This is a genomic window from Robertmurraya phoenicis (assembly GCF_047302285.1).
GTDB lineage: Bacteria > Bacillota > Bacilli > Bacillales > Cytobacillaceae > Robertmurraya.
Genome location: NZ_CP154845.1, coordinates 3,354,963 through 3,379,802 on the forward strand (window position 1 = coordinate 3,354,963; position 24,840 = coordinate 3,379,802).

Below are 24,840 nucleotides of genomic sequence, written 5' to 3' on the forward strand. Positions count from 1 at the left end.
TTCTTATTTTCAGAAAAATGGTTACAATGACTATTATACAGATAATATTATTTTTGTAAATTATTTTTGTAAAAAAATTTTACATTACAGAAATATCAGTTTTTTGTGATTATAATACTTTATTTCTTTTTACATATACTGTTATATTAGTGTTTATGTGGTTTTTATCAATTCATTTTACACATCGCTGTATAAATATTATTATGAATTGAATAGTATATAATTTCGGAGTTGATATTTTGAAAAATCAAATTATGAAAATTCTTCAGTTATTTTTAATATCAAATATTGTTATCTTCCTTCTTTCCTTTCTTTTTTATCAGGAACTTTCATTGTTGCTCTATATTAATATTTCGTTTTATATAGGCACTTTATTCATTTTTGTTTCTTTACTATTTTTAACCATCAAAAGTGGTTTTTTTGATCAAGTGACAAAGTCCTTTCGCATGGTGTTTGCAGGGAAAAACACCACAAAGAAGGAGATTGAAGAAATGACATTGCCGTCGCAAACCATTTCAATTAGCGTTCTTCCTTTTCTAATGAACGGACTCACAATCATCGTTTTTATGATGGTCGCATTGTATATTTACTACAGTCTTTAGTCAGCTACAGAAGGAAATGATTAATTCCTTCAATGTTTTAAGACGAAACTATAAATGGTATAATTTAATAATCGAGAAATAGGAGGAAACAAGTATGGAAACCATTTTTTCAGGGATACAACCAAGCGGTACTATTACGCTTGGAAATTATATTGGGGCGTTGAAGCAATTCGTTGAATTACAGGATGAATATAATTGTTATTTCTGTATTGTCGACCAGCATGCAATCACCGTACCACAAGATCCCGTACAATTGAGAAAAAACATCAAAAGCCTTGCAGCTCTTTACTTAGCAGTTGGTATCGATCCCGAAAAAGCGACACTTTTTATCCAATCTGAAGTACCAGCTCATGCACAGGCAGGCTGGATGCTCCAATGTGTCACTTATATCGGAGAATTAGAACGAATGACACAATTTAAGGATAAATCACAAGGCAAAGATGCTGTTGTAGCTGGACTTCTTACATATCCTCCATTAATGGTCGGAGATATTTTGTTATATCAAACAAATTTAGTTCCCGTTGGCGAAGACCAGAAGCAACATCTAGAACTTACTAGAGATATCGCTGAAAGATTTAACAAAAAATATAACGATATTTTCACTGTTCCTGAAGTACGTATTCCAAAGGAAGGCGCTAGGGTCATGTCCCTTCAAGATCCATTGAAGAAGATGAGTAAATCCGATCCGAATCAGAAAGCATTTATTTCTTTATTAGACGAGCCAAAGCAAATTGAGAAGAAGATTAAAAGTGCTGTGACAGATTCAGAAGGTATCGTGAAATTTGATAAAGAAAATAAACCAGGCGTCTCTAACTTATTGACGATTTACTCCATTTTCTCTAATAAATCCATTGCTGAATTAGAAAAGGAGTACGAAGGAAAAGGTTATGGTGATTTCAAAGGTGATTTAGCTAAGGTTGTTGTTGGGGCACTCGAACCAATCCAAAAGAAATACTACGAATTGATCGACTCTCCACAATTAGATGAAATACTAGATCGCGGAGCAGAAAAAGCTGATGCTGTTGCGAGTAAAATGCTCAAGAAAATGGAAAATGCCATGGGACTTGGGAGAAAAAGAAGAAGATAACATAAATAACCGCTTGTCTAATTGGACAAGCGGTTATTTTTAGTTTACTCTTGGACCGTGCTCCATTTCCCATAATTTTTCGAAGAAGGGTTGTCCCTTAATAATATTTTCACAAAATTGTTCATGCTTATGTGACCAGCCATATCGTGTTTCTTCATATAACTGTTGCCAAACTTCCTCAAAATCCCATTGCTGAATTTCACCGTAACGTTCTGGACACCACTCCGTATACCAGTAGCGAATTTCCGCCACATTGTCACAAGCTCGAAGCTGATCAAGCGCCATAAACAGCAATTGTTTAAGTTGCCTTTCTTTCCTCGTTAAGCCATTCATTAATTCAGGTGCTGGTGATAGAATATGAAATTCCTTTAAAGAAGAAGAGTTATTAAAGGAATAATCTATCGGTTCATGATTTTCAATCATTTCATACACCAATTGCTCCTGCCTTGGAATGAGTCTACTTTTTCGAATAGGGATGTTGTAGCCAATCGTATCCACAACAAGAATATCCATTCCATCAGTTATGATGAAGCAGTAATCAAGCTGAATTCGCTCATGATTTTTTCGTAAATACGCCTTTTGATAAATGTCATCTAACAACTGCTGTGGCAATTCCGCTAAATCATTCTCTATGTAATTAAATAACACCGAACTAACTTTCAATAATGGCACTTGATCGAGCAACTCTACACCGTCATCCTTACGCCATTCATGGAAGTGACATACATTATATCCATTCTCTTCACCTTCAAACCAATTGACCCAAACATCATGAAGATATAACATGAATCTACCCCTCACTCCTTCAATCAAATACGTCAACACCTATAAATGTGAAGTATTTATTCTGAATAAAGTTAACTATTTGTCACTCAGTATGGGCAGTCACAGGCCAATTTATTCCCAAAAATCCCACCTTAAACCAATTTCCTTATACAAAGCTTCTTACTTACCTTTATATTTTATGAACACAACGTAAAAAGAAAGGATCCGCAAAATGCGGATCCTTTCAGAACTGATAGGATTATTCGGCTTTTAGACCTTCTTCTTGTGTTACAGCTAAATCCTGTAGATTAGCCCAACCTTCTTCAATTGAGTAGTTTTGAACACGGTTGTTAACCGGTACCAATACTGAACGGTATAAAGTTGGGAATACAGGTACTTCATCAACCATTAATTGCTGCCACTCATTGTATACTTCTTTACGATAATCAACATCAAACGCTTCTTGAGAAACACCATCAGCTAATATTGCATCATTTTCATCACTTGCATAACGTGAGAAGTTATAAAGCGCATCACGACCATATAGTCCACGAGGGTCTACGTCAATACCAACGCCCCAAGCACCTTGATAAATATCAACTGCTGGATCATCATCACCATTTTGTCCTACTCTCTCATAGAAAGAGTTGAACTCTTGTAAACGACCATCTAATAATTCAACCTTAAGACCAACAGCTTCCCAAGCTTGGATATAGTATTGTGCTAGTGGTTCAGCAGTATCTCCACCAGACATTGAAGCAAAGTTAATGACTAATGGTTCACCATTCTTATCTTCACGGATACCATCGCCATCAACATCAGCATATCCTGCTTCATCTAGCAATTGCTTCGCTTTTTCAGGGTCATAAGTAAGACCAGGGTTTGAATCATCATGGAACTCTGGGTGAGAAGGCGGGATTAATGTCGTCGCATTCCAACGAAGACCATGATAGAACTTTTGACCAACTGTATCATTATCTACTGCATGCCACATAGCTTGACGTAAATTCACATCCGCCATTTTTGCATCTGGATTCGGTTTAACTGCTCCAGCTTCTTTATCCCAAGTACCTAACTTAAATCCAATATACGTATACGCACGGTCAACTTTACCTAACCATTCAACATTGGATAACTCAGAGTTTGCTGGGAATTGATCCACATCAAACGAACTAACTAAGTCTACTTCACCTTTTTGTAGAGCTTGTGCAACAACACTGTTGTTAATTACTTTCACTGTTACCGTGTCAAGTTTTGGTTCTCCACGCCAGTAATCAGGGTTTTTCTTTAAGACAACCGCTTCTCCTGGAGTGATGCTGTCAACGATAAACGGACCAAAACCAATTGGATTTTGACGCACTTCTGGAGATGAAGAAATATCAGCCACTGCCATATCACCAAAGATATGCTTTGCTAAAGGATAGGACCAAATACTTCCTGTTACTAGAGAAGGAGTTGATTCAATGTATGTGATTTGTAATGTTTTGTCATCTAAAACTTCGATACCAGAAATCGTATCAGCTTCACCTGCATGATAAGCTTCAACTCCTACGATATTTGTGAAATCAGATCCGTAACGAGGACCGTCATAATCTGGATGAGAAATAACTTCATGAGCGAATAACCAATCTTCAGCAGTTACAGGCTCTCCATCATGCCAGTTTACATTGTCTTTAATTTGGAATTTGATGGTTACCCCTTTATCAGCCACTTCAGTAGCCTTGTCAGCAGGTAATGTTGCAAGTACGTCTGCAGATACTTCATCTAATGGCTCATAAGTTGCAGCACCATCATTTGTATACACATAGTTTGCATCCCAAGTTAATAAACCTTCATCAAACCAAGATAAAATTTGAGCATCAGGGTCACCAGAATAGAAGTTCCAGTTTAAAGTCCCTTCAAATGCTGTATCAGAAACTAATCCGAAGTTAAGGTTACCACCTTCGATAGCTTCTCCTTCATTTGTTTTTACTTGGCTGAAATCATCGATGGAGTAAAGTCCATCTTCTTTTTCTTCTGTTTGCTTCTCTTTATCGTCGCCGGAATCTTTAGTAGAATCCTTTTCGCCACCAGAGCAAGCAGCCAATGCAAGTACAAGTACTAGCATCATTGCTAATAGAAGTTTGCTAAATTTAGCTTTTTCCATTCTTGTTGCCTCCCTTTTATCCTCTTCTTTGTCTTGCGTCAGTCGCACGCTTTAGCGCTTGGCCAACATTATTTATACTTAACATCAATACTAAAATTAGTAATGATGCAGGTACCCAAACCCACCATCTGAATTCAAGTGTTTGTGGATTTCTTGCATAACTTACAAGAGTCCCTAAACTTGGTGTACTCTCTGGAAAACCAAATCCTAAGAAGGATAACCCAGATTCTAACCCAATATTTGCCGCCAAATTCAATGTCATCGTAACGATGATTAACGAACTTAAATTTGGCAGTACTTGCGTAAACATAATTTTAAAATTTGACGTACCAAGCGTTTTGGAAGCTTGTACATAATCTAGTTCTTTTTCCTGGAGAGCTTTTGAACGAATTAATCTTGCAATCCCCATCCACAAGAATGCGGTCATGATTAATGAAAATGATAGAATGCTGTACTTCGGCACAATGGCAACGAACACGATAACAATCATCAAGAAAGGTAATACTTGGAAAAAGTCCAAAATTCTCATCATAATATTGTCAACAGTTCCTCCAAAATACCCTGCTACCAATCCATAGATAATGCCAATTACTCCTGTCATTAACGTAACCAGAAGCCCTATTGAAAGAGAGTTACGTGTACCGATAATTAACTGCCCGAATACATCTCGTCCACCATAATCAGTTCCAAGAAGAAATTCCTCCGATGGTGGTTGATGAATGGAAAACAAGTCAACCTTTACGATTTCCTTCACATCCAGCAAAATGGAAGCACCATACACTATAACCATTATGATAATAAGTAAAATCAAAGAACTTAATGCTAATTTATCACGTACAATCTCTCGTCCTATAATTCTCCAACCGGAAGGACTCTTTACCACTTCACGTTCCTTTTCAAGCTCTATTTTGTTCGTTTCCATTTTGATCACCTCACAGTTTACGATGCTTATTTAATCCGAATACGCGGGTCAACTAGACTAAGAATAATATCTGATAGTAATGCCCCTAGAATCGACAAGATTCCAAATAATAGTACAAGAGAAGTTACAACACTATAGTCACGCATTAATATAGAATTATAGAAAAGTTGTCCCATTCCTGGATAACCAAAGATATTCTCAATAAAGATTGAACCTCCGATCAATCCAGTGATTTCATATCCAAAAAAAGCAGCAATCGGTAACAGTGAGTTTCTTAAAATATGACGATTGTAAACTCTAGATTCTGAAGCGCCTTTTGCTCTTGCTGTTAAAATAAAATCTTTTTGTTTTGTATCAATAATTTCACTACGTAAATATTGAACGGTCGATACCGTAGTGATTAATGCCATAGACAGTGCAGGAAGCAACATATGGTAAATCTTACTCATGACATATTCAAACGTCCCTGGCACCAAGCCTGGTTTGACACTACCACCAGTTGGGAACCAATCTAAATAGAAGCCAAAAAACCATAACATCACCAATGCAAAAATAAATAATGGGGCAGCAAAACCAATGTACGTATACCCTGTTATTAAACGATCGGCCCAAGAATCGTTATACCGACCACTTGTAATCCCAAGAGGAATTGCAATAATATACGTTAAGAATAAAGTTAATACAGATAACCAGAATGAATTAATAATTCTTTGCCAAACCAACTCTGTAACTGGCATTTTAAAATGAAAGGACTGGCCTAAATCACCTGTAAATACGCCTCCTACCCATCTGGTGTATTGCTCATACCATGGGTCGTTTAAACCTAACGCTTCACGTTTTTCAGCGATCGTGTTCGGATCAATATTCGGGTCTATCATTCCAGTTAAGGCATCACCCGGCATCATTTTCGCTAGAATAAAAACAATAAGGCTTAGTAAAATCACTTGTGGAATCATAATCATGATTCGCCGTATAGAAAATTTCCACATAACAATCAACCTTTCTCAGGCAAAGCCACTAGATGTGTATCGGATACGGGCTGCAATTGATAGGCTAAGCCCTCGTCATCAAAGTATTGATTATATGCCTGTTCATACTCGTTCTTTACTTCTTGACGGAATTGCAGATGCTTGTCTCGATTTCTCGGATTGATATCTGGAATCGCTGCAACCAGTCGCTTCGTGTAAATATGCTGAGGATTATTAAAGATATCCTCTTTTGTCCCAGCCTCTACGTATCTGCCTTTATACATGATGCCAATCTGGTCACACATATGTTTGATAACACCTAAGTCGTGGCTTATAAACAAATATGTTAACCCTAATTCCTTCTGTATCTCCTGCATGAAGTTTAATACTTGAGCTTGCACAGATACGTCAAGTGCTGATACAGGCTCGTCCGCAATAATGAGCTTTGGTTTCAACGCAATCGCCCTTGCAATTCCAATCCTTTGTCTTTGACCACCTGAAAATTCATGAGGATACTTGAGGATACTTTCGGGACTTAGTCCGACTAGTTCTAACAATTCTTGGACTCTTTTCGTCTCTTCTCCCTTAGTGAGTTTCTCATAGTTTCTTAGCGGTTCTGAAATAATATCAATCACGCGTTTTTTTGGATTTAATGAAGAGTATGGATCCTGGAAAATCATTTGAATATCTCTGCGAACATCCTTACTTGCGCTTGCTATATTCGTAATATCTTGTCCCTCGAATAAAACTTGTCCAGAGGTAATTTTATTTAATCCAATAATGGCACGACCAGTCGTTGTTTTTCCTGAACCAGATTCGCCAACCAACCCGTACGTTTTTCCTTTTTCAATCGATAAATTGACTCCATCTACCGCTTTGACATGGCCCAACGTCCTTCCAAAAAGGCCACCTTTAACAGGAAAATGAACCTTCAAGTCCTTTACTTCAAGATATGACATGCTGCTTACCCTCCTTAACTCCATCAGGAAAATGAAAATCCTTATAGCAGGTGCAGCGAACAAAGTGACCAGGACTTACTTCGTGCAATTCTGGATTCTTTTCATGCGCAGAATCTGGAATCCACGGAATTCTCGCTCCAAAGCGACAACCCTCTCGTGGCAGGTTCTGCAATGCTGGAACCACTCCCTGAATAACGTGTAGTGTTGATTGTTCTTCACTTGTTGTTGGTACTGAATTCAAGAGTGATCTTGTATACGGGTGTAATGGATTTTCAAACAATGTATAGACATCTGCAATTTCAACAATTTGACCTGCATACATAACTGCTACTCTATCTGCCATTTCCGCAACCACCCCTAAATCATGGGTGATAAGAATAACGCCAGCTTCTGATTCCTCTTTTAATTCCTTAATTAAATCAAGAATCTGCGACTGAATCGTTACATCAAGTGCTGTTGTTGGCTCATCAGCAATCAACAACTCAGGATTATTGGCGATAGCCATTGCGATGACAACCCTTTGTCTCATTCCGCCTGATAATTCATGAGGAAATTGATTAAAAACATGTTCAGGGCGGGGAATCCCAACTTTATTCAACAATTCTATTACTTTAGTCTTTCTTATTTCCGTGGAAGACGTTCCATGAATGAGGAGTATTTCACCAATTTGTTCTCCTATTATCATAAGTGGATTTAAGGCAGTTAAAGGATCCTGGAAAATCATTCCCATGTCCTTTCCACGAAGCTTATTTAATTTGCCTGCTGTTAATTTTGTAATATTTTGACCTTTAAATAGAATATCTCCTTCTATTTTTGCTCTACTATGAAGATTCATGATTGAAAAAGCTAAAGCACTTTTCCCACAACCAGATTCTCCTACAATGGCAAGCAATTCATTTTTATGTACTGATAAAGATACTCCATCTACTGCTGCATAATAGTCATCTTTAATTCGAAAAGATGTCTTTAGATTATCTATTTTTAAGATTGGCTCGCTCAATTTAATCCCCCTAACCCTTCACATAAAACTTATATCTGAATAATAAACCGAAGCTTTAGAATCAACAGTTATATTTTGTAGGCAAGTTTATAATCTTTCGTGTGCCGGCTATTCAAATTATTCTGTTTATTCGTTCGTTTGATTAAAATATTATTACAGTCTTATTAAAATAGCAAGAGTTTTTTTACAATTATTAAATTTCTCTTAATTGGTAACTTTCCAAAACCCTGATAAATCAATCATTTCCAATACATTCCATTTATTTCATTTTATGAAATTTTCGGAATTCGAATAAAAATTTACTTTTGTGGAAAAGTTTCCACCTTTAAGAATTACTTTTGTAAGGTGGTATCCAATTGCATATCCTAGTAATCTTGGATATCCTCTACTTCCAAATAAAATATTGTTATGAAGCTCTTCTTCTCTTTTTGTATCGATAATCTCATTACGGAGGTCTTCCCAGTATTGCTCTAATTCTTTTTCAGAATAGTACTGACACCAATTTGCTCGATATTTTTCTCCACAATAATACTCCACTGCATGTTCAGCTAGCCCTTCTAAAATTATGGAATCTAACAAAGTGTACTCCTTCATTTCTTTTTTCTGTTTATTGATTCTACAAACATGGTGATATTCATGAACAAATAGGGCCTCTATCTCTTTTTTATCTTCAAGCGGAGAAAGGAATAGGAATATGCTTTTCTTGAAAGAAACCCCACCTTTATCTGCGAAATTACTATGAATCGGAAATATAAAAATATCAACATCTGGACCGTTCCATCGTTTTTGATACTTGCGGAAAAGCCTTGCTACTTCTTCCCAAACCTTGTTCTTTTGTATGTCTTGAAAATAGCGCGATGTCCTTCGATTCGGTTTATACATTCCAAACTGGATTAAGTAAGAATATAAGTCGGGTTTACTCGAATCGATTTGTAGACATATTTTTTTCGGGTCATCAAAATCCTCCTCCAACCATTTATCTGTCCGAACTACCCCAATTCCTCCACCTCCATTTTCTCTTTAGTTTATGAATGTAAATGTAAAAAGAGACTGCAAATAAGCCAGATGAAACTCGACTCTGTGAACTGCAGTCTCTTTTATTATGGGAGGAGTCGTCTTTACTCTCGACACAAAAAAAGGACGCCCTATCTAAAATAGGACATCCTCTCTTATCACTATGATTAAATGCTATTCATACTTACGAAAAACGATGGTTGCATTGTGTCCGCCGAAGCCTAGGGAATTACTTAAGGCTGCCTGAACTTCCTGCTTTCTTGCTTCGTTTGGAATGTAATCGAGATCACATTCTGGATCTGGTGTTTGCAAATTGATCGTTGGTGGTAAAACAGCATCTCTTAAAGCTAAGACTGTAAAGATCGCTTCCACACCACCAGCTGCTCCTAACAAATGGCCTGTCATTGATTTTGTTGAGCTCACTGCTAGTTTATACGCATGCTCACCAAACACTTCTTTAATCGCTAATGTTTCAAATTTATCGTTATAATCCGTGCTTGTACCGTGGGCATTAATATAACCAATATCCTCTGGATTCAATTCAGCATCCTCGATCGCCATTTTCATTGCGCGAGCCCCGCCTTCTCCACCTGGTGCCGGTGCAGTGATATGGTACGCATCACCAGTTGCACCATAGCCAACGATTTCAGCATAGATTTTCGCACCACGTGCTAACGCATGCTCTAATTCCTCAAGGACAACAATTCCTGCGCCTTCTCCCATGACAAAACCGTCTCGATTTAAATCAAATGGACGACTTGCAGTCCCGGGATCTGGATTAGTCGACAATGCTTTGTTGGCACAGAATCCTGCCATCGCCATTCTTGAGATAGGCGCTTCTGAGCCACCGGATACCATCGCATCGGCCGCACCTCTTTGAATCACTTTAAAAGCATCTCCAATGGAATTTGTACCTGTTGCACAAGCCGTAACCGTACAGGAATTAAATCCTCTTGCACCTAGTGTGATAGAAACCTGGCCTGCTGCCATATCTGGAATCATCATTGGTACGAAAAATGGACTTACTCTTCGATAACCTTTATTTAAAAATGTTTCAAACTGATTCTCGAATGTTTCCATTCCGCCAATCCCTGAACCAATCCATACACCTACTCGATGTGAATTGTCATCATTAATGTCAAGACCAGCATCCTTCACTGCCATTACTGAAGCAGCGACAGCATAGTGAGTGAAACGATCCATTTTTCTAGCATCTTTTTTATCAATATATTCTTCTACATTAAAATCCTTCACTTCTGCGACAACTTTCGCAGGATAATCGTCTGGATTCAATCTTGTTAAAACTCCGACACCAGAGACTCCTTCTTGAATCTTTTTCCACGTTGTTTCCGCATCATTTCCGAGTGGCGTTACGGCACCAATTCCTGTTACAACTACTCTTCGTTTCGTCATTATTTCCATCTCCTTTGCACATAAAATAGGAATTTATTTTCCCCATCTTAATGCTATCGCGCCCCAAGTTAAGCCTCCGCCGAAGCCAACCATTACAATAACATCATCATCCTTGATTTTTCCATTCTCCAGCTCTTCGACGATTGAAATCGGAATCGAAGCTGCAGAAGTATTCCCATATTTATGAACTGTTTTTGACATCTTTTCCAGCGGAAGTTCCAATCTTTCTCTGGAAGCCTCCATGATTCGAATATTAGCCTGATGAGGAATAAGCATATCAACATCTTCCTTCGTTAATCCTGCTTTCGCTAACACATTTACACTACTTTCACCCATCTGACGTACAGCAAATTTAAATACTTCTCTACCATTCATAATAATATATTCGTCTTGATAGAGGTATTTTCCTCCTGTCCCATCAGCCCCTAATTCAAATGCTAAAATTCCACGATTTTCAGAAACTTGACCAATTACCGCAGCACCTGCACCGTCACCAAACAATACAGCCGTTCCACGATCATCCCAATCTGTGATCTTCGATAATTTTTCTACACCTACTACTAGCACATATTTATAAGTTCCACTTTCAACAAATTGCTTCGCTGTCACCATTCCGTACATGAAACCAGCACATGCAGCACTAATGTCCATTGCAGCTGCATTCATCGCTCCAAGTTTTTCTTGAATCCTACAAGAAACGGATGGGAATGGTGCATCTGGAGTAACAGTTGCAACTAAAATGAGTCCAATCTCTTCTGGAGAAATGTTAGCGTCCTTCATCGCTGCTTTTGCAGCCCTGTATGCCATATCAGATGTATCGATATCATCATCTGCTATTCTTCTTTCTTCAATTCCCGTTCTTGTTCTGATCCACTCATCAGAGGTATCCATTTTCTTTTCCAAATCGGCATTCGTTACGATATTTTCTGGAAGAAATCTGCCTATCCCTACAACTCCTGCGTTCATCCCTAATCTCCTTTCATCTTAAAAAAGATGTAAGATTTTTTAATATATCCCACTTAGACGGGATTTTACTTGTCTCATAATTATTTTATTATCAATTATTATGACTTGGTACTAATTATTCTATCAAGAGACATTCAATCCTGCAACTTTTTTAAACAGATTCTTCATCATGAATGATCGTTTATTAGTTAAAAACATCATCACTTTCTTTCATTTTCCACATCTGTCTATACAATTATTTATTAGAGGAATAAATTATATCGAGGGAGGTGCCTTAAATGGAGGAAGACAAAGTTCAAAGCGAAGAAGTTGATCATTTCTCAAAATTCATGTTTGGAGAGCGTAACACGTCCTCTTTCGAAGAACCGGTAAAAAGGGAAGAAGAAGATTGGGACTGGATTCTTGGTAGTAGGGCAAGTGATAAAGCAGAAACTCAGAACAACAAAGGTACACTGAATGGACTTAATAAATCGATTGAAGAGCTTTTACAAAAAGTGGACTACATGGAAGTTATGAACCATATCGATACGCTAATGGCCTCAACAAAAGAACTAAAACCATTATTGACTAAGATCAAGCCACTCCTCGAGAACTTTTTATCAAAAAAATAGTGGACAAAAAAACTGCCTGTCCAATGAACAGGCAGTTTTGCTATTGCTACTTTGGTAATTTTCCAGTATCTTTATACGACTCGATCTTTTTATTGATAGAATCGATAAATTTTTGATCAACAAGTGGGCTAAATTCCCCTAATGAAATGACATCATCCTGAAAATCAAAAGTTAGATTCCCTGATTCTAGCTTCCCTTTGTTAAATTGTTCAGCGACAAGTTCATATAATGTATCGACATGCTGTACAGTACTGGTCAATACAGTGGATTCACCTAGATCCGACTGGTCAGATATATAGCCGATTGCATAGAGACCTTGTTCTTTAATTTTTTCTATGACAGGGACATTATAACCATCGCCTGCTGGATAGATGACATCGATATTCTTTTCAATCATATCATCTAATAGCATTTGTGCTCTTTCCACATCATCCCACTGCCAAACGTATTGGATATCGACCTCAACATCCTTGTTCTCAAATATGGCCCCTTCATAAAAACCTTCTACTTCTGGTTGCCACTCATAGGCTGCGATAATTCCAACATGATTCGTCTTTGTCATATGTCCAGCCACCATACCACCGAAAAAGCCCATAGCATAAGCATCAAAATTCAAGCTTGTAGTATTTTTTTGAGTTGCATTGCCATTGAAGCTGACAAAATGAATATGAGGATAGTCATTTGATAGCTCGCGGAAATACTCGGCATACTCATTGCCATGACCAAAGATCAGATTAACACCTTTTTGGTCAAATTCTTTGACCGCTCTTTGAACGACTGCTTCTGAATTCATTCCTTCTTTATAGTAAACATCCACATTGAAGCGCGATTGGATTTTTAACATACCTTTATAGCCCTTTGTACCCCAAACCTGATCATTAACGGTTTCAGGCACTAACAATCCTGCTTTTTTTAATTCGCCCGTCCCTAATGTTTGTCCACACGCTGAAAGCGTAAAAAGGCATAAAAGAATCATCCCGAAACAAGTTAATATCCTTTGCATTCTTTTTCCGCCTCTCAGATAAAATAGAGGATCAATCTTTCGTCCTAGTCGAAATGATTTAATCACTTTAATTCTACATTTATCCGACATAATTGGAAAGAATTTTTTCTTTCTCTTAAAAATCATTGTGAATGCACAAGTTTTTGTTGATTTTTTAAACCTGTTTCAATGGACGTTTCTAGTGGAACGGGCACTTCAAATCCCTCACAATCACTTCGGACGTCCCTAGTAGGAAAATCCTTGATTTTTAAATATTGCGCACACTCTTCCCAACCATTTATCTGATCGTTTCTTAATAAATAGCGTTCTTTATCGTCATCCATTAGCTCTAATACTTTACTAACCATATCTTCTACGTACAGTGCATCTGCTGTCCATTCTCTTGAACTCAGTATCCATTCGTCTTTTTTCTTTCTTAAGGCTTGCTGAAAAAGAAATACCTCTGATTGCCATGGCCCGTAGATCGTTGGCAAAAGAATCTCTTGAACAACCTTATCGTTTCGAACCAATGAAATAAACTTTTCCAATTTGGTTCTGCTTTCTTCAAATTGATCATTACTTAATGAAAGCGGGAGTAGAAAAACGATTTTATCGCTATTTTTCATGAGCCACTGATAATTTTCGTAATGGAAAAGCGCCTCTTCATCCCCTCTCATAAAAAAATCATAATAATCGACAAGCAGAAGCTCATAATCACTGGTGTTCCTGTGGAGAGAATCAACACTCTTTTCCTCAAAATTTGCATTTCTGCCAATTTGTAACCGCTTTTCTTCTATTAAATATGATTCTTCGTCATTCACTTGATGATGAACTCCGAGAACCTCTATTCCCTCTTCAAGCAACTTTTTTGTAAAGTGGAATCCTAAAAACTCAAATGTACCGATAATCATTACCTTGTCCATAACAAAAAGCCTCCCTCCAGTAAACTCTTACTCCATCCTATGCTTAGGGAGGCTTGATTATTTCATATGATTAAAGAAGGCTCTTTTCGCACAAACAATGTTGCTTTTAGAAAATAGCCTTATAGAACTACTTCATGTATTTTCATAAAGGTGATCATATAGTAGTCCATCTGAGGTTTCTTTTCAGGGAGAAGGTAACTGATTGTAATCGGGACTTCTTCATTCTTCCACATGACAGAGAGATTTTTTAGTAAATTCGATTGTTTATAGGCTCGATTTCCTGAGAGAACATGAATGATCTTGGTTGGAATATCTGAATGAAACTGAGGACTCTCAAATTCAGGATTACTAATAATTTCGATAATCTGTTTGCTCTCCTTATCAAACGAATACGACAGCTCTCTTAATAGCTTTTTATAGAAAAATTTATGCTCCTTTTCCTGTTCTAAATGATGTTTCAAAGAGAGGACGGGGTTTAATAGGACAATGGAGCGAATATTTCCTTTCATTTCTTTGATGAGCTTCAGTGCTACTAAGGCCCCCATTCCTTCAGCTAAAATGTGAATTTTGCTATTAATGATTTCTGTTCGGATAATATATTCATATAGGCGTTTAGCCAAATTGACGGCTTTTTCACTACCCCAATTCTTTCCATATAAATTTGAATAGAAAACGGTGTATCCCGATTTCTTGAAGCTTTCAATTAACATTTGCTTCCCTTCATTTTGCGTCCAAAAACTCGATTTCTCGTCAACAAAATGGCGTTCGTCACCAATAATAAGGATACCGAAACCAGTTGGTTTTTCGGGATAATGAATCATATTCCATTCGGTATCCAGTTTAAAGTTTCGGTGCTCCATGCGAAAAACTCCTTCTATGAATTTACTCTTATTAATGTATGAAGTTATGTCTAAAGTGAAAGGGAGGTTCGCCCATATTTACTTGATTTCTTTCCGACTTGGGCTTGTAAGCGGTACATTCCCTTTTAAATCAAGTTTTACTTTATCAATTGGAGTCGCTATGGTAGAATGAAAAAGATGTTAAAAGTAAGAGGTGATTACGGTGAAATACTTTTGGACTTTATTTTGGACATTCGCTTTAGTTCAAATGTTAACGTACGTAGCAAGCTCAATGATCGGAGTTACTTTTGATTTTGTAACCGGTGCCGTCTTAGGCGTTGTGGCTACCATTGTTATCTTAATCTTCCCTGCCATTATTCCAAATGAACCAAGTGGCAAAGAAGGAATACATTAATTAATTAAAAATGCTAGGGGAAAAAAGTCATCCTGACTTTATGCAAGGATGACTTTTTTGTATGTCCATTTATTTTGATAATTTGATTGTATCGCCTTCAAGGATAATTTGTACACTACTATTTTCGCCGATATTGCCTGCAATGATTTCTCTTGCCAGCAATGTCTCCACATTACGTTGGATAAATCGTTTCAATGGTCTTGCCCCATAGACTGGATCAAACCCATTTGATGCAATATATTCCTTCGCTTCCTCTGATATGCTCAAGCGGATTTGTTGATCCTGTAATCTTCTTTGTAATTCTGAAATCAATTTTACGACAATCAACTTTATATTATTCAATGTTAATGGTTTAAAGAGGATCGTCTCATCAACCCGGTTTAAAAATTCTGGACGAAAATGGCCTCTTAATTGAGCCATTACTTGACCCTTGACTTCATCTGAGATGGTTTCCTTCTCTATTGGTCCTTCTAATAAAAAATGTGAGCCAATATTTGAAGTCATAATAATGACGGTGTTTTTGAAATCAACGGTTCTTCCTTGAGAATCCGTTACCCGCCCATCATCAAGCATTTGCAATAAAATATTGAACACATCTGGATGAGCTTTTTCAATCTCATCAAGCAAGATAACTGAGTATGGCTTTCTGCGCACTGCTTCTGTCAACTGTCCGCCTTCCTCATAGCCAACATAACCTGGAGGTGCCCCAACAAGCCTTGATACAGAATGCTTCTCCATATACTCAGACATATCAATACGGATAATCTGCTCCTCACTATCAAATAAAGATTGTGCCAATGCCTTAGCTAGTTCGGTTTTTCCAACACCTGTAGGTCCAAGGAAAATAAACGAACCAATCGGCCTGTTCGGATCTTTAATTCCTGCCCTTGCTCTTAGGACTGCATCGGAAACTAAGGAGACTGCCTCGTCTTGCCCCACGACTCGTTCATGAAGAATTTGCTCTAGTCGTAATAACTTCTCCCGTTCTCCTTCTACCAGCTTCGCAAGGGGGATACCTGTCCATCTTGCGACAATGTTCGCTATTTCCTCTTCAGTCACTTCTTCACGAAGAAGCCTTTCGCCAGCCTGCTTACTAACTTCCTCCTCCAGTTCTTTTAACTCTTTTTCAAGTGAAGGGATTCTGCCATGACGTAATTCAGCTGCTTTATTTAAATCATATTGATTCTCTGCTTCCTCTAATTCTCTCCGTAATCTCTCCAATGTTTCTCTTTTCTCTTGCACTTGATGAATACTTTCCTTTTCAGCCATCCATTTTGCCTTCATGGAATTTGCTTTATCACGCATATCAGCTAGTTCTTTTTGTAGTGTTGACAGTCTATTCTTACTTTGCTCATCCTCTTCCTTTTGCAAAGCCGCCTCTTCAATTTCTAATTGCATGACCCGTCTCGTGACCTCATCTAACTCTGCTGGCATCGAATCAATTTCAGTTCGAATCATGGCACACGCCTCATCGACGAGGTCAATTGCTTTATCAGGTAAAAAGCGATCAGAAATATAACGATCAGATAATACAGCAGCTGTCACTAAGGCACGGTCATGAATATTAACCCCATGGTGAATTTCAAATCTTTCTTTCAAACCACGAAGAATCGAAATCGTATCTTCTACATCTGGTTCCTGAACGAGTACCTGTTGAAAACGTCTTTCAAGAGCCGGGTCCTTTTCTATGTACTTGCGATGCTCATCCAAAGTCGTTGCTCCAATACAATGCAATTCCCCTCGAGCTAACATTGGCTTTAACATATTGCCAGCATCCATTGCACCTTCTGTTTTTCCCGCTCCAACAATTGTATGAATTTCATCTATAAAAAGGAGAATTCTTCCTTCACTTTTTTTAATCTCATTTAATACTGCTTTTAATCTTTCTTCAAATTCCCCTCGGAACTTAGCACCCGCAATAAGGGAACTCATATCAAGAGAGAAAATGGTTTTATCCTTTAAGCCTTCTGGAACATCTTTACGTACGATTCTTTGAGCCAATCCTTCAACAATGGCTGTTTTCCCAACACCCGGCTCACCGATTAAAACTGGATTATTTTTCGTTTTTCGCGAAAGGATTCGAATCACATTTCGAATCTCCCCATCACGGCCAATAACTGGATCAAGCTTTCCAGATTTCACTTCCGCCACTAAATCTCGACCATATTTTTTTAAAACATCATACGTTGCTTCTGGATTTTGAGAAGTCACCCTTTGATTCCCCCTTATCTCTTTGACCACTTGAAGTATTGCCTCATAGGTGATACGTTCTTTATGCAAAATTTCACCAATACTTGATTGTTTATATTTCATCGATGCCAGTAATACATGTTCAACCGAAATAAATTCGTCTTGAAATTTTTCCATTTCCCTTTCAGCCTCTGAAAGTAACCGTTGCAGCCTACTTGTAATATAGAGTTTCCCTTGCTCCACACCACTACCAGACACTTGAGGCTTCTTTTGAAGTAATTCATTTAAGTCATTCTCAAATTGTTGGGAAGGGAGATGGACTTTATCCAAAATGGCAGCCACCAGACTATCATCCTGCTGAATTAATGCGAGAAATAAATGGTCCTCGTCGACCTCCTGATGCTCTTTTGAAGTCGCAATAGACTGGGCACTAAATAAAGCCGCCTGCAACCGTTCCGTCATCCTGTTCAAATCCATATCGATTCCTCCTTTGACCTTTTTTGACCTTTTACTCCATTATAATCCATTTTTATCATATGTAAAGCCACCCTTTGAAGAGGGTGGCTTAGTTTGTTTTTAACATAACTTGCTATGTTTTGCCTGAAAAATCAACCTGAATCTCTCGGTTTCGTTTTATACATCCAATGGCGATTATGATTTGAGTTTTCTGGAAAGCGATCGCCAGCTTTAAGCTTGATTTTTTTCGGGTTCATAACACCATCGCCTTCTTCACCTATTTCCACATATATCCCATTATTAGGTGCTTTCTGACCAGCACGAAATTGATGACTTTGTCCCAATACACACACTCCTTTCCTTCTATCTATCGTTATTATTTCCGATCGTAAATCTTTCATGAATGTGTTTGAAATGAAACTTTCTTTTTTTCTCTTTCGTCTATACTTAACGTACATAACAGTAGCAGATGTGATATAGTAAAGATTGTGAATTTGTTAAAATCAGGAGGAAAATTATGGATTTTTTTGAAATAGTTAAATACTTTCTACTAGGACTTTTCCAAGGTTTTACCGAACCAATACCGATTTCATCAAGTGGACATTTAGAAATTGCTGGCCATTTCCTAAATGTTGAAATTGAAGGATTAAGCTTTGCCCTTTTAGTCAATACAGCATCCTTAATCGCTGTCCTAATTATATATCGCAAAGATATTTGGAGACTGATCGAAAACGGTCTTGCCTACATTACAAAGCGTGAAGAATCGGCTAAATCCGATTTCCGCTTTATTATTTACTTAATTATTGGGACAATCCCAGCTGGTGTTATTGGGATTTTGTTCGATGATTATATTGAAGAGCATTTAACAGGTGTAAAAGTGGTCGGAATTACGTTGTTAATTACAGGTGTTGCGTTATGGCTCATACGTAATTTGCGTGGACGGAAAAACGATGCTGACCTTTCTATCCGTGATGCGATTATTGTTGGACTCGCTCAAGCCATAGCCCTCATCCCAGGAATTAGTCGCTCTGGGGCAACTATCGTAGCAGCAATGGGCTTAGGGATGAAACAAGAAACAGCGTTAAGATATTCCTTCCTATTATATATCCCTGTTAGTGTCGGTGGCATGATTCTTGGATTTAAGGACATATTAGCAGACGAGAATCTCGCACAATTGGCGCTACCTTATACATTCGCTTTCTTTGCTTCATTAGTCGCATCCTATTTTTCACTTAAGTGGTTCATGAACATCATGGCAAGAGGAAATCTAAAATATTTTGCGATTTACTGTTTTATTGTCGGACCATTAGTATTCTTCTTGTCATAAACGCCAAAAAAGCCTACAAAATTGTTTGTAGGCTTTTTGTAAATTATTTTAAGATCTCTACTAACAATGCTTTCTGTACATGAAGTCGGTTACCCGCTTGTTGAAAGACGGAAGAATGCACCCCATCAATGACTTCTCCTGTCACTTCTTCCCCTCTATGTGCCGGTAAGCAATGGAGGAAGAGATAATCATCCTTTGCACCAAGGACTAACTTTTCATTTACTTGAAAATCTTTGAAGTCGATGAGTCGCTGAGCGTTTTCTGCCTCTTGGCCCATACTCGTCCATACATCTGTATAGATAACATCTGCTCCCACAACAGCATCGGTTGGATCGTTCGTAACCGAAATTCCCCCACCATTTTCTAAAGCGAATTTTTTAGCAAGTTCGGTTACTTTCTCATTTGGTTCATACCCATTTGGTGTCGCAACTACAAGCTTCATTCCTACTTTCGCCGCAGCAATCATTAACGAATGGGCGACATTATTCCCATCGCCAATATAGACCATCTTGATGCCTTCCAGTTTCCCTTTTTCCTCTTGAATCGTTAATAAGTCGGCTAATGCCTGACATGGATGATACAAGTCAGTTAAACCGTTAATAATCGGAATGGTCGCATGTTCTGCAAGCTCTACCACTCGTTCATGAGAAAAGGTTCTGATCATGACTGCATCAATGTAACTCGATAATACTTTTGCCGTATCTGAAATTGGCTCTCCTCTTCCTAATTGCAACTCCTGACCATTCAGGTGTATCACTTGACCACCTAGTTGTAACATCCCAGCTTCAAATGAAACTCTCGTACGGGTTGAAGGTTTATCAAAGATTAGACCCAAAATCTTTCCTTGTAAAATCGGTGTTGGTTCTCCAGATAAATACGCCTTCTTTAATTCCTTCGCTTTATTAAGCAACTCTTTAATCGTTGCTGGAGAATAATCAGCTAATGTTAATAAATCCTTCCCCTTAATACTTGTATTTCCTTTTTTTGCCTGTAATGATAACATCTCCTAAATTCACTCCCTCTCCCATTTTAGTGGCTCTCTCTTTAAGCTTTTATCGCTAATGAAGAGTGCCAATCCTCTATCGCTCTCACATCAAAGTTTCTTACCTTTAACGCTTGATTAAATGCTTTTAGGCTCTCTGGCTCAGTAAAATTAATGATTCTTTTCTTTGTTGCAAGTTCTCGTAATTGCTTATCTTCCTTCTCTTGTTTCGGATTATAGTAGGCAATCGTTGGTCCCTTTAAAAATTCGTCTCCTGCAGAGAAAACAAGTTCGAAAGAATCATCTAATCCATCAAGCACAATCCTTTCTTTTGCCACAATTCTTCCGGTTGGTCGAATCGCCTGATGGAAGGCTTTACGTAAAGCTTCTTCTTCTGTTTTCCCAAGACTAATTCCTTCCCCAGTCGATCTCATTTCCGCGCTAACCTTTGAATCCAGACCTTTTAGGGCATAATTAGAAAAGACCGGATATTTCACACAGACAAATGGAATCGTCATGAGATTATGTTTTTCATCAGCTTTCGACATTTTATATTTCCCGAGCAATACTTTTGTCGCAATTTGTACAAGCGGGATTCCTGTTACTTTACTAACGATTGGAACAGTTCTGCTTGCACGAGGATTGACCTCGAGGACATACACTTCTTCATTTTTAATAATAAATTGGATATTCATAAGTCCTTTATATTGAAGGAATTGAGCAATCTTTTCAGCACACTTTACAATCTTCTCCTTCACTACGTCTGATAACCTTTGTGCAGGAAGGACAGATAAACTATCTCCTGAATGAACCCCTGTTTTCTCAATATGTTCCATGATCGTTGGAATGAGGACATATTGCCCATCTGTAACAAGGTCAATCTCAGCTTCTGTCGCATGAAGAAATTCATCTACTAAAAAAGGATAGCGTGCCTGACCCTTCTCCACATATTCCTTCAATTCATCTTCATCTTGAATGATTTCCATTCCTCTTCCACCTATGACAAAAGATGGTCTTAATAAGACCGGATAGCCAATTTGCTCTGCCACTCTCACCAATTCTTCTGTATTATGGACGACATCCCCTTGTAGATGAGGGATTGCTAGTTTTTCTAAGAGCTGATAAAAGAGTTTCCGATCCTCCAACAAATCAATGACATCCGATTTTGTTCCTAATATATTGACGTCATATGCCTCTAGCTCCTGCGCTAGATTAATCGCTGTTTGCCCACCCAACTGGATAATACAGTCTGTTATTCCTTCAGCATCAATCACATTGAGAATATCTTCGATCACTAAAGGTTCAAAATATAATTTATCAGCTGTGGCAAAATCAGTACTAACCGTTTCAGGGTTGCTATTAATCATAATCGTTTCTACTCCGAGATCTTTAAGGGCAAAAACGCCGTGAACCGAACAATAATCAAATTCTACACCTTGCCCAATACGAATCGGACCACTGCCAATGATTAAAACCTTCTGCTTAGAAGATGGGATTTGTTCATTTTCCCCAAAATAAGTAGAGTAATAATAATTGGATTTCGCCTCAAATTCCGCGGCACATGTATCAACCATTTTATAGGAAGGAATGATCCCATAATCTTTTCTTTTTTGACGAACAGCCTTTTCTGTTACTTTCCAACTCTTTGCTAAATAGGAATCACTGAATCCTTTTTCTTTAAATAGCTGAAGTTCACTGCTGGAAACTTGCTCAAAATTGGTGGAAGCAATCTTTTCCTCGAATGAAACGAGACGCTTCAAATACGCTAAAAAGAAATTATCTACTTTTGTTAACTCATGAAGTTCATTGATATCATAGTCTCTACGTAATAATTCTAATAAAATGAAAAGTCTCTCATCATTTTGTTGCAGTAGTTTCTCCACTAATTGTTCAGAACTGAGACTAGCTAAACCAGGCAACTGTAAATCTTGAACATCAATCTCTAAAGAATGAATCGCTTTTAACAACGCCCGTTCAAAGCTGCGATCGATGCTCATCACTTCACCGGTTGCTTTCATTTGTGTGCCAAGCTTTCGTTCGATATTTGGGAATTTATCAAACGGCCATTTCGGAATTTTGATGACAACATAATCAAGGGCTGGCTCAAAACTCGCAAATGTATCTCCCGTAACAGGATTGATGATTTCATCTAACGTGTAACCAACGGCTAACTTCGCTGCCATGCGGGCAATCGGATAACCGGTTGCTTTCGAAGCAAGTGCGGAAGAACGACTTACCCGCGGATTGACTTCAATTAAATAATAATTTTTACTTTTTGGATCAAGGGCAAATTGAATATTACAGCCTCCGATAATGCCTAAGGCAGAAATAATTTTGATGCTAGCTCCGCGTAGCATTTGATACTCATCATCTGTTAACGTTTGCGATGGAGCTACGACGATGGAGTCACCTGTATGGATCCCCACCGGGTCGAAGTTCTCCATATTACAAATCGTAATACATGTATTAGCTCGATCTCGCATGACTTCATATTCCACTTCTTTAAATCCCGCAATGCTTCTTTCAACTAAACATTGGTGAATGGCACTTTCCTGTAATCCACCTGAAACAAGTTGGGTAAGCTGCTCTTCATTGTCAGCAATTCCACCACCTGTGCCACCAAGGGTATAAGCAGGTCTAACGATAATCGGAAAGTCAATTTTCCTAGCAAATTGTAACGCTTCTTCAACTGTATGAACAATCTCACTTTCTGGTACTGGCTCATTTAAATCCTTCATAAGTTGACGAAACGCTTCTCGATCCTCACCTCTTTTGATCGAATCAATTGAACTTCCGAGCATCTTCACACGATACTTTTCTAATATCCCTTGCTCACTTAATTGAAAGGCAAGGTTCAGTCCAGTTTGGCCTCCCAATGTGGCCAAAATTCCATCTGGACGTTCCTTTTCAATAATCTTTTCTAAAACATCAACGGTTAAGGGTTCAAAATAGATTCGGTCGGCAAAATTTGAATCAGTCATAATGGTGGCAGGGTTATTATTCACAAGAATCACTTTGTACCCTTCCTCTTTCAGAGCAATACAACCCTGTGTGCCTGCGTAATCGAATTCTGCTGCTTGCCCAATGACAATAGGTCCTGAGCCGATGACTAGTATAGTTTGTATGCTGGTGTCTTTAGGCATATAATGCGGCACTCCTCTTGTTTTCTGTTATCGTCTGTAGGTATTCATCAAAAATATAATCACCTTCAGATGGTCCTGGGTTCGCCTCTGGATGAAATTGGACCGTTTGTAGCGGCAATTCCTTATGGGTTAGACCTTCCACAGATTTATCATGCAAATGAAAGAATCTTCCTTCAAGTCCCGTCCCCTTAATGCTTTCTTCGTCCACCACATAACTGTGATTTTGTGATGACATAAATACTTTGTTTTTCTTCTGATCTTTAATCGGATGATTTGCTCCTCGATGACCAAATAAAAGCTTCTTCGTATTTCCCCCTAATGCCAAAGCCACAAGTTGATGTCCTAAACAAATACCAAGGGTCGGGAAATGTTCGACAAGTTGGCGAATCGTCGGTAATATTGGTTGCAATTGTTTTGGATCTCCAGGACCATTGGAAAAAAGAACTCCATCAGGTGCGATTGCTGCAATTACTTTGAAGGAAGTATTATAAGGCACTACCGTTACTTGGCAGTTTCTTTCTAGCAAAGATGCTAAAATAGAATTCTTTGTTCCGAAATCCATCAACACAATATGGGGATTGCCTTGCCCATAGGTTTTAATTAATTTCTCTGACACATATGGAACCTTTTCTGTTTCTAATGTTTGCTTACCTATCGTGCTCGGCTCATGACTTAATGTGATAAGTGCTGGCATAGAGCCATGGGCACGAATCTTTTTGACAATCGCTCTTGTATCAATATGGGATAATAGTGGGATTCCCCACTTTTCCAAATACTCTTTTAGAGAATACTCCGCTTGATAATGGGAGGCTTCCGTATTTGCTTCATAGACAATCACACCAGCGACATGGGGTTTCTTACTTTCAAAGTCCTCTTCATTGATGCCATAGTTCCCAATCAGAGGATACGTGAAAACAATAATTTGATCCTTATAACTTGGATCAGTCAGAACCTCCTGATAGCCCGTCATTCCTGTATAAAAGACAACCTCTCCTTCTATATGTTGAGTGGGGACATTTGTATTCCAATCCCCTTCATATACATCTCCACTTTGTAAGTGTAAATATCCTTTCATGTAAAACACCTCAAAATCATTTGTATATTTATTTTTTATAATTAATATTTATGCA

Annotated in this window: 22 protein-coding genes; 5 read left to right on the plus strand and 17 right to left on the minus strand. The window is 38.1% G+C overall.

Annotation, left to right across the window (positions count from 1 at the left end; genetic code table 11):
• Positions 1-239 precede the first annotated feature (239 nt).
• On the plus strand, positions 240-602 hold the full coding sequence (locus AA0X71_RS16735) for a DUF3899 domain-containing protein (RefSeq protein WP_413356444.1): 363 nt from the start codon (positions 240-242) through the stop codon (positions 600-602).
• A 94-nt stretch (positions 603-696) separates the two neighbouring features.
• The gene (trpS, locus tag AA0X71_RS16740) at positions 697-1,689 is read left to right on the plus strand and encodes a tryptophan--tRNA ligase (protein WP_413356445.1); all 993 of its coding nucleotides are present in this window, start codon (positions 697-699) and stop codon (positions 1,687-1,689) included.
• 39 nt (positions 1,690-1,728) lie between these two features.
• Here trpS and AA0X71_RS16745 read toward each other — a convergent pair whose 3' ends face one another.
• From AA0X71_RS16745 to AA0X71_RS16785, 9 genes are all read right to left on the minus strand, one after another.
• Positions 1,729-2,475 carry a YjbA family protein gene (locus AA0X71_RS16745; RefSeq protein ID WP_413356446.1) on the minus strand — a complete coding sequence of 249 codons (747 nt, stop codon included), beginning with the start codon at positions 2,473-2,475 and terminating at the stop codon, positions 1,729-1,731.
• Positions 2,476-2,713: 238 nt separating this feature from the next.
• Positions 2,714-4,600: an oligopeptide ABC transporter substrate-binding protein gene (gene opp4A / locus AA0X71_RS16750; RefSeq protein WP_413356447.1), complete on the minus strand. Its 1,887-nt coding sequence runs from the start codon at positions 4,598-4,600 to the stop codon at positions 2,714-2,716.
• A gap of 16 nt (positions 4,601-4,616) precedes the next feature.
• Positions 4,617-5,522 (minus strand): ABC transporter permease, encoded by a 906-nt coding sequence (locus tag AA0X71_RS16755; protein WP_413356448.1) that lies wholly within the window; start codon positions 5,520-5,522, stop codon positions 4,617-4,619.
• 26 nt (positions 5,523-5,548) lie between these two features.
• Positions 5,549-6,511 (minus strand): oligopeptide ABC transporter permease, encoded by a 963-nt coding sequence (gene opp4B / locus AA0X71_RS16760; protein WP_413356449.1) that lies wholly within the window; start codon positions 6,509-6,511, stop codon positions 5,549-5,551.
• Positions 6,512-6,516: 5 nt separating this feature from the next.
• Positions 6,517-7,449, minus strand: coding sequence for an ABC transporter ATP-binding protein (locus AA0X71_RS16765; RefSeq protein ID WP_413356450.1), 933 nt, complete (start codon positions 7,447-7,449; stop codon positions 6,517-6,519).
• Positions 7,436-8,449 carry an ABC transporter ATP-binding protein gene (locus tag AA0X71_RS16770; RefSeq protein WP_413356451.1) on the minus strand — a complete coding sequence of 338 codons (1,014 nt, stop codon included), beginning with the start codon at positions 8,447-8,449 and terminating at the stop codon, positions 7,436-7,438. Before AA0X71_RS16770 ends, AA0X71_RS16765 begins: the two co-directional genes overlap by 14 nt.
• A gap of 264 nt (positions 8,450-8,713) precedes the next feature.
• The gene (locus AA0X71_RS16775) at positions 8,714-9,421 is read right to left on the minus strand and encodes a DUF2268 domain-containing protein (protein WP_413356452.1); all 708 of its coding nucleotides are present in this window, start codon (positions 9,419-9,421) and stop codon (positions 8,714-8,716) included.
• 216 nt (positions 9,422-9,637) lie between these two features.
• Positions 9,638-10,876, minus strand: coding sequence for a beta-ketoacyl-ACP synthase II (gene fabF / locus AA0X71_RS16780; protein WP_413356453.1), 1,239 nt, complete (start codon positions 10,874-10,876; stop codon positions 9,638-9,640).
• Positions 10,877-10,909: 33 nt separating this feature from the next.
• A complete protein-coding gene (locus tag AA0X71_RS16785) occupies positions 10,910-11,842 on the minus strand; it encodes a beta-ketoacyl-ACP synthase III (protein WP_413356454.1) in 933 nt (310 codons plus the stop codon).
• Positions 11,843-12,120: 278 nt separating this feature from the next.
• Here AA0X71_RS16785 and AA0X71_RS16790 point away from each other — a divergent pair, with 278 nt between their 5' ends.
• Positions 12,121-12,453 carry a hypothetical protein gene (locus tag AA0X71_RS16790; protein WP_413356455.1) on the plus strand — a complete coding sequence of 111 codons (333 nt, stop codon included), beginning with the start codon at positions 12,121-12,123 and terminating at the stop codon, positions 12,451-12,453.
• 46 nt (positions 12,454-12,499) lie between these two features.
• Here the strand turns inward: AA0X71_RS16790 and AA0X71_RS16795 are convergent, their stop codons facing one another.
• The 3 genes from AA0X71_RS16795 to AA0X71_RS16805 all read right to left on the minus strand — a co-directional run bounded on the left by AA0X71_RS16795 (position 12,500) and on the right by AA0X71_RS16805 (position 15,218).
• Complete coding sequence (locus tag AA0X71_RS16795; RefSeq protein ID WP_413356456.1) at positions 12,500-13,456, minus strand: BMP family ABC transporter substrate-binding protein; 957 nt, start codon at positions 13,454-13,456, stop codon at positions 12,500-12,502.
• 122 nt (positions 13,457-13,578) lie between these two features.
• Positions 13,579-14,358 carry a hypothetical protein gene (locus AA0X71_RS16800; RefSeq protein WP_413356457.1) on the minus strand — a complete coding sequence of 260 codons (780 nt, stop codon included), beginning with the start codon at positions 14,356-14,358 and terminating at the stop codon, positions 13,579-13,581.
• Between the two features lie 119 nt (positions 14,359-14,477).
• Positions 14,478-15,218, minus strand: a complete 741-nt coding sequence (locus tag AA0X71_RS16805; RefSeq protein ID WP_413356458.1) for a hydrolase — start codon at positions 15,216-15,218, stop codon at positions 14,478-14,480.
• A 202-nt stretch (positions 15,219-15,420) separates the two neighbouring features.
• Here AA0X71_RS16805 and AA0X71_RS16810 point away from each other — a divergent pair, with 202 nt between their 5' ends.
• On the plus strand, positions 15,421-15,612 hold the full coding sequence (locus AA0X71_RS16810; protein WP_413356459.1) for a YjzD family protein: 192 nt from the start codon (positions 15,421-15,423) through the stop codon (positions 15,610-15,612).
• A gap of 69 nt (positions 15,613-15,681) precedes the next feature.
• On the opposite strand, the gene clpB is transcribed toward AA0X71_RS16810, so the two are convergent.
• Positions 15,682-18,279 (minus strand): ATP-dependent chaperone ClpB, encoded by a 2,598-nt coding sequence (gene clpB, locus AA0X71_RS16815; RefSeq protein WP_413356460.1) that lies wholly within the window; start codon positions 18,277-18,279, stop codon positions 15,682-15,684.
• 131 nt (positions 18,280-18,410) lie between these two features.
• On the minus strand, positions 18,411-18,602 hold the full coding sequence (locus AA0X71_RS16820) for a YjzC family protein (protein WP_413356461.1): 192 nt from the start codon (positions 18,600-18,602) through the stop codon (positions 18,411-18,413).
• Positions 18,603-18,775: 173 nt separating this feature from the next.
• Here AA0X71_RS16820 and AA0X71_RS16825 point away from each other — a divergent pair, with 173 nt between their 5' ends.
• Positions 18,776-19,585 (plus strand): undecaprenyl-diphosphate phosphatase, encoded by an 810-nt coding sequence (locus AA0X71_RS16825; protein ID WP_413356462.1) that lies wholly within the window; start codon positions 18,776-18,778, stop codon positions 19,583-19,585.
• A gap of 43 nt (positions 19,586-19,628) precedes the next feature.
• Here AA0X71_RS16825 and argF read toward each other — a convergent pair whose 3' ends face one another.
• From argF to AA0X71_RS16840, 3 genes are read right to left on the minus strand one after another with little or no spacing between them, the layout of a single operon-like run.
• Positions 19,629-20,588 (minus strand): ornithine carbamoyltransferase, encoded by a 960-nt coding sequence (gene argF / locus AA0X71_RS16830; protein WP_413356463.1) that lies wholly within the window; start codon positions 20,586-20,588, stop codon positions 19,629-19,631.
• Between the two features lie 41 nt (positions 20,589-20,629).
• Positions 20,630-23,710, minus strand: a complete 3,081-nt coding sequence (locus tag AA0X71_RS16835; RefSeq protein ID WP_413356464.1) for a carbamoyl phosphate synthase large subunit — start codon at positions 23,708-23,710, stop codon at positions 20,630-20,632.
• Positions 23,703-24,785, minus strand: a complete 1,083-nt coding sequence (locus AA0X71_RS16840; RefSeq protein WP_413356465.1) for a carbamoyl phosphate synthase small subunit — start codon at positions 24,783-24,785, stop codon at positions 23,703-23,705. The genes AA0X71_RS16835 and AA0X71_RS16840 overlap by 8 nt, the downstream gene beginning before the upstream one ends.
• Between the last annotated feature and the right edge of the window lie 55 nt (positions 24,786-24,840).

Coding starts and splice junctions, on each gene's coding strand:
- trpS (WP_413356445.1), top strand. CDS start 697: ATGGAAACCATTTTTTCAGGGATACAACCAAGCGGTACTATTACGCTT.
- AA0X71_RS16745 (WP_413356446.1), bottom strand. CDS start 2,475: ATGTTATATCTTCATGATGTTTGGGTCAATTGGTTTGAAGGTGAAGAG.
- opp4A (WP_413356447.1), bottom strand. CDS start 4,600: ATGGAAAAAGCTAAATTTAGCAAACTTCTATTAGCAATGATGCTAGTA.
- AA0X71_RS16755 (WP_413356448.1), bottom strand. CDS start 5,522: ATGGAAACGAACAAAATAGAGCTTGAAAAGGAACGTGAAGTGGTAAAG.
- opp4B (WP_413356449.1), bottom strand. CDS start 6,511: ATGTGGAAATTTTCTATACGGCGAATCATGATTATGATTCCACAAGTG.
- AA0X71_RS16765 (WP_413356450.1), bottom strand. CDS start 7,449: ATGTCATATCTTGAAGTAAAGGACTTGAAGGTTCATTTTCCTGTTAAA.
- fabF (WP_413356453.1), bottom strand. CDS start 10,876: ATGACGAAACGAAGAGTAGTTGTAACAGGAATTGGTGCCGTAACGCCA.
- AA0X71_RS16785 (WP_413356454.1), bottom strand. CDS start 11,842: ATGAACGCAGGAGTTGTAGGGATAGGCAGATTTCTTCCAGAAAATATC.
- AA0X71_RS16790 (WP_413356455.1), top strand. CDS start 12,121: ATGGAGGAAGACAAAGTTCAAAGCGAAGAAGTTGATCATTTCTCAAAA.
- AA0X71_RS16795 (WP_413356456.1), bottom strand. CDS start 13,456: ATGCAAAGGATATTAACTTGTTTCGGGATGATTCTTTTATGCCTTTTT.
- AA0X71_RS16800 (WP_413356457.1), bottom strand. CDS start 14,358: ATGGACAAGGTAATGATTATCGGTACATTTGAGTTTTTAGGATTCCAC.
- AA0X71_RS16805 (WP_413356458.1), bottom strand. CDS start 15,218: ATGGAGCACCGAAACTTTAAACTGGATACCGAATGGAATATGATTCAT.
- clpB (WP_413356460.1), bottom strand. CDS start 18,279: ATGGATTTGAACAGGATGACGGAACGGTTGCAGGCGGCTTTATTTAGT.
- AA0X71_RS16825 (WP_413356462.1), top strand. CDS start 18,776: ATGGATTTTTTTGAAATAGTTAAATACTTTCTACTAGGACTTTTCCAA.
- argF (WP_413356463.1), bottom strand. CDS start 20,588: ATGTTATCATTACAGGCAAAAAAAGGAAATACAAGTATTAAGGGGAAG.
- AA0X71_RS16835 (WP_413356464.1), bottom strand. CDS start 23,710: ATGCCTAAAGACACCAGCATACAAACTATACTAGTCATCGGCTCAGGA.
- AA0X71_RS16840 (WP_413356465.1), bottom strand. CDS start 24,785: ATGAAAGGATATTTACACTTACAAAGTGGAGATGTATATGAAGGGGAT.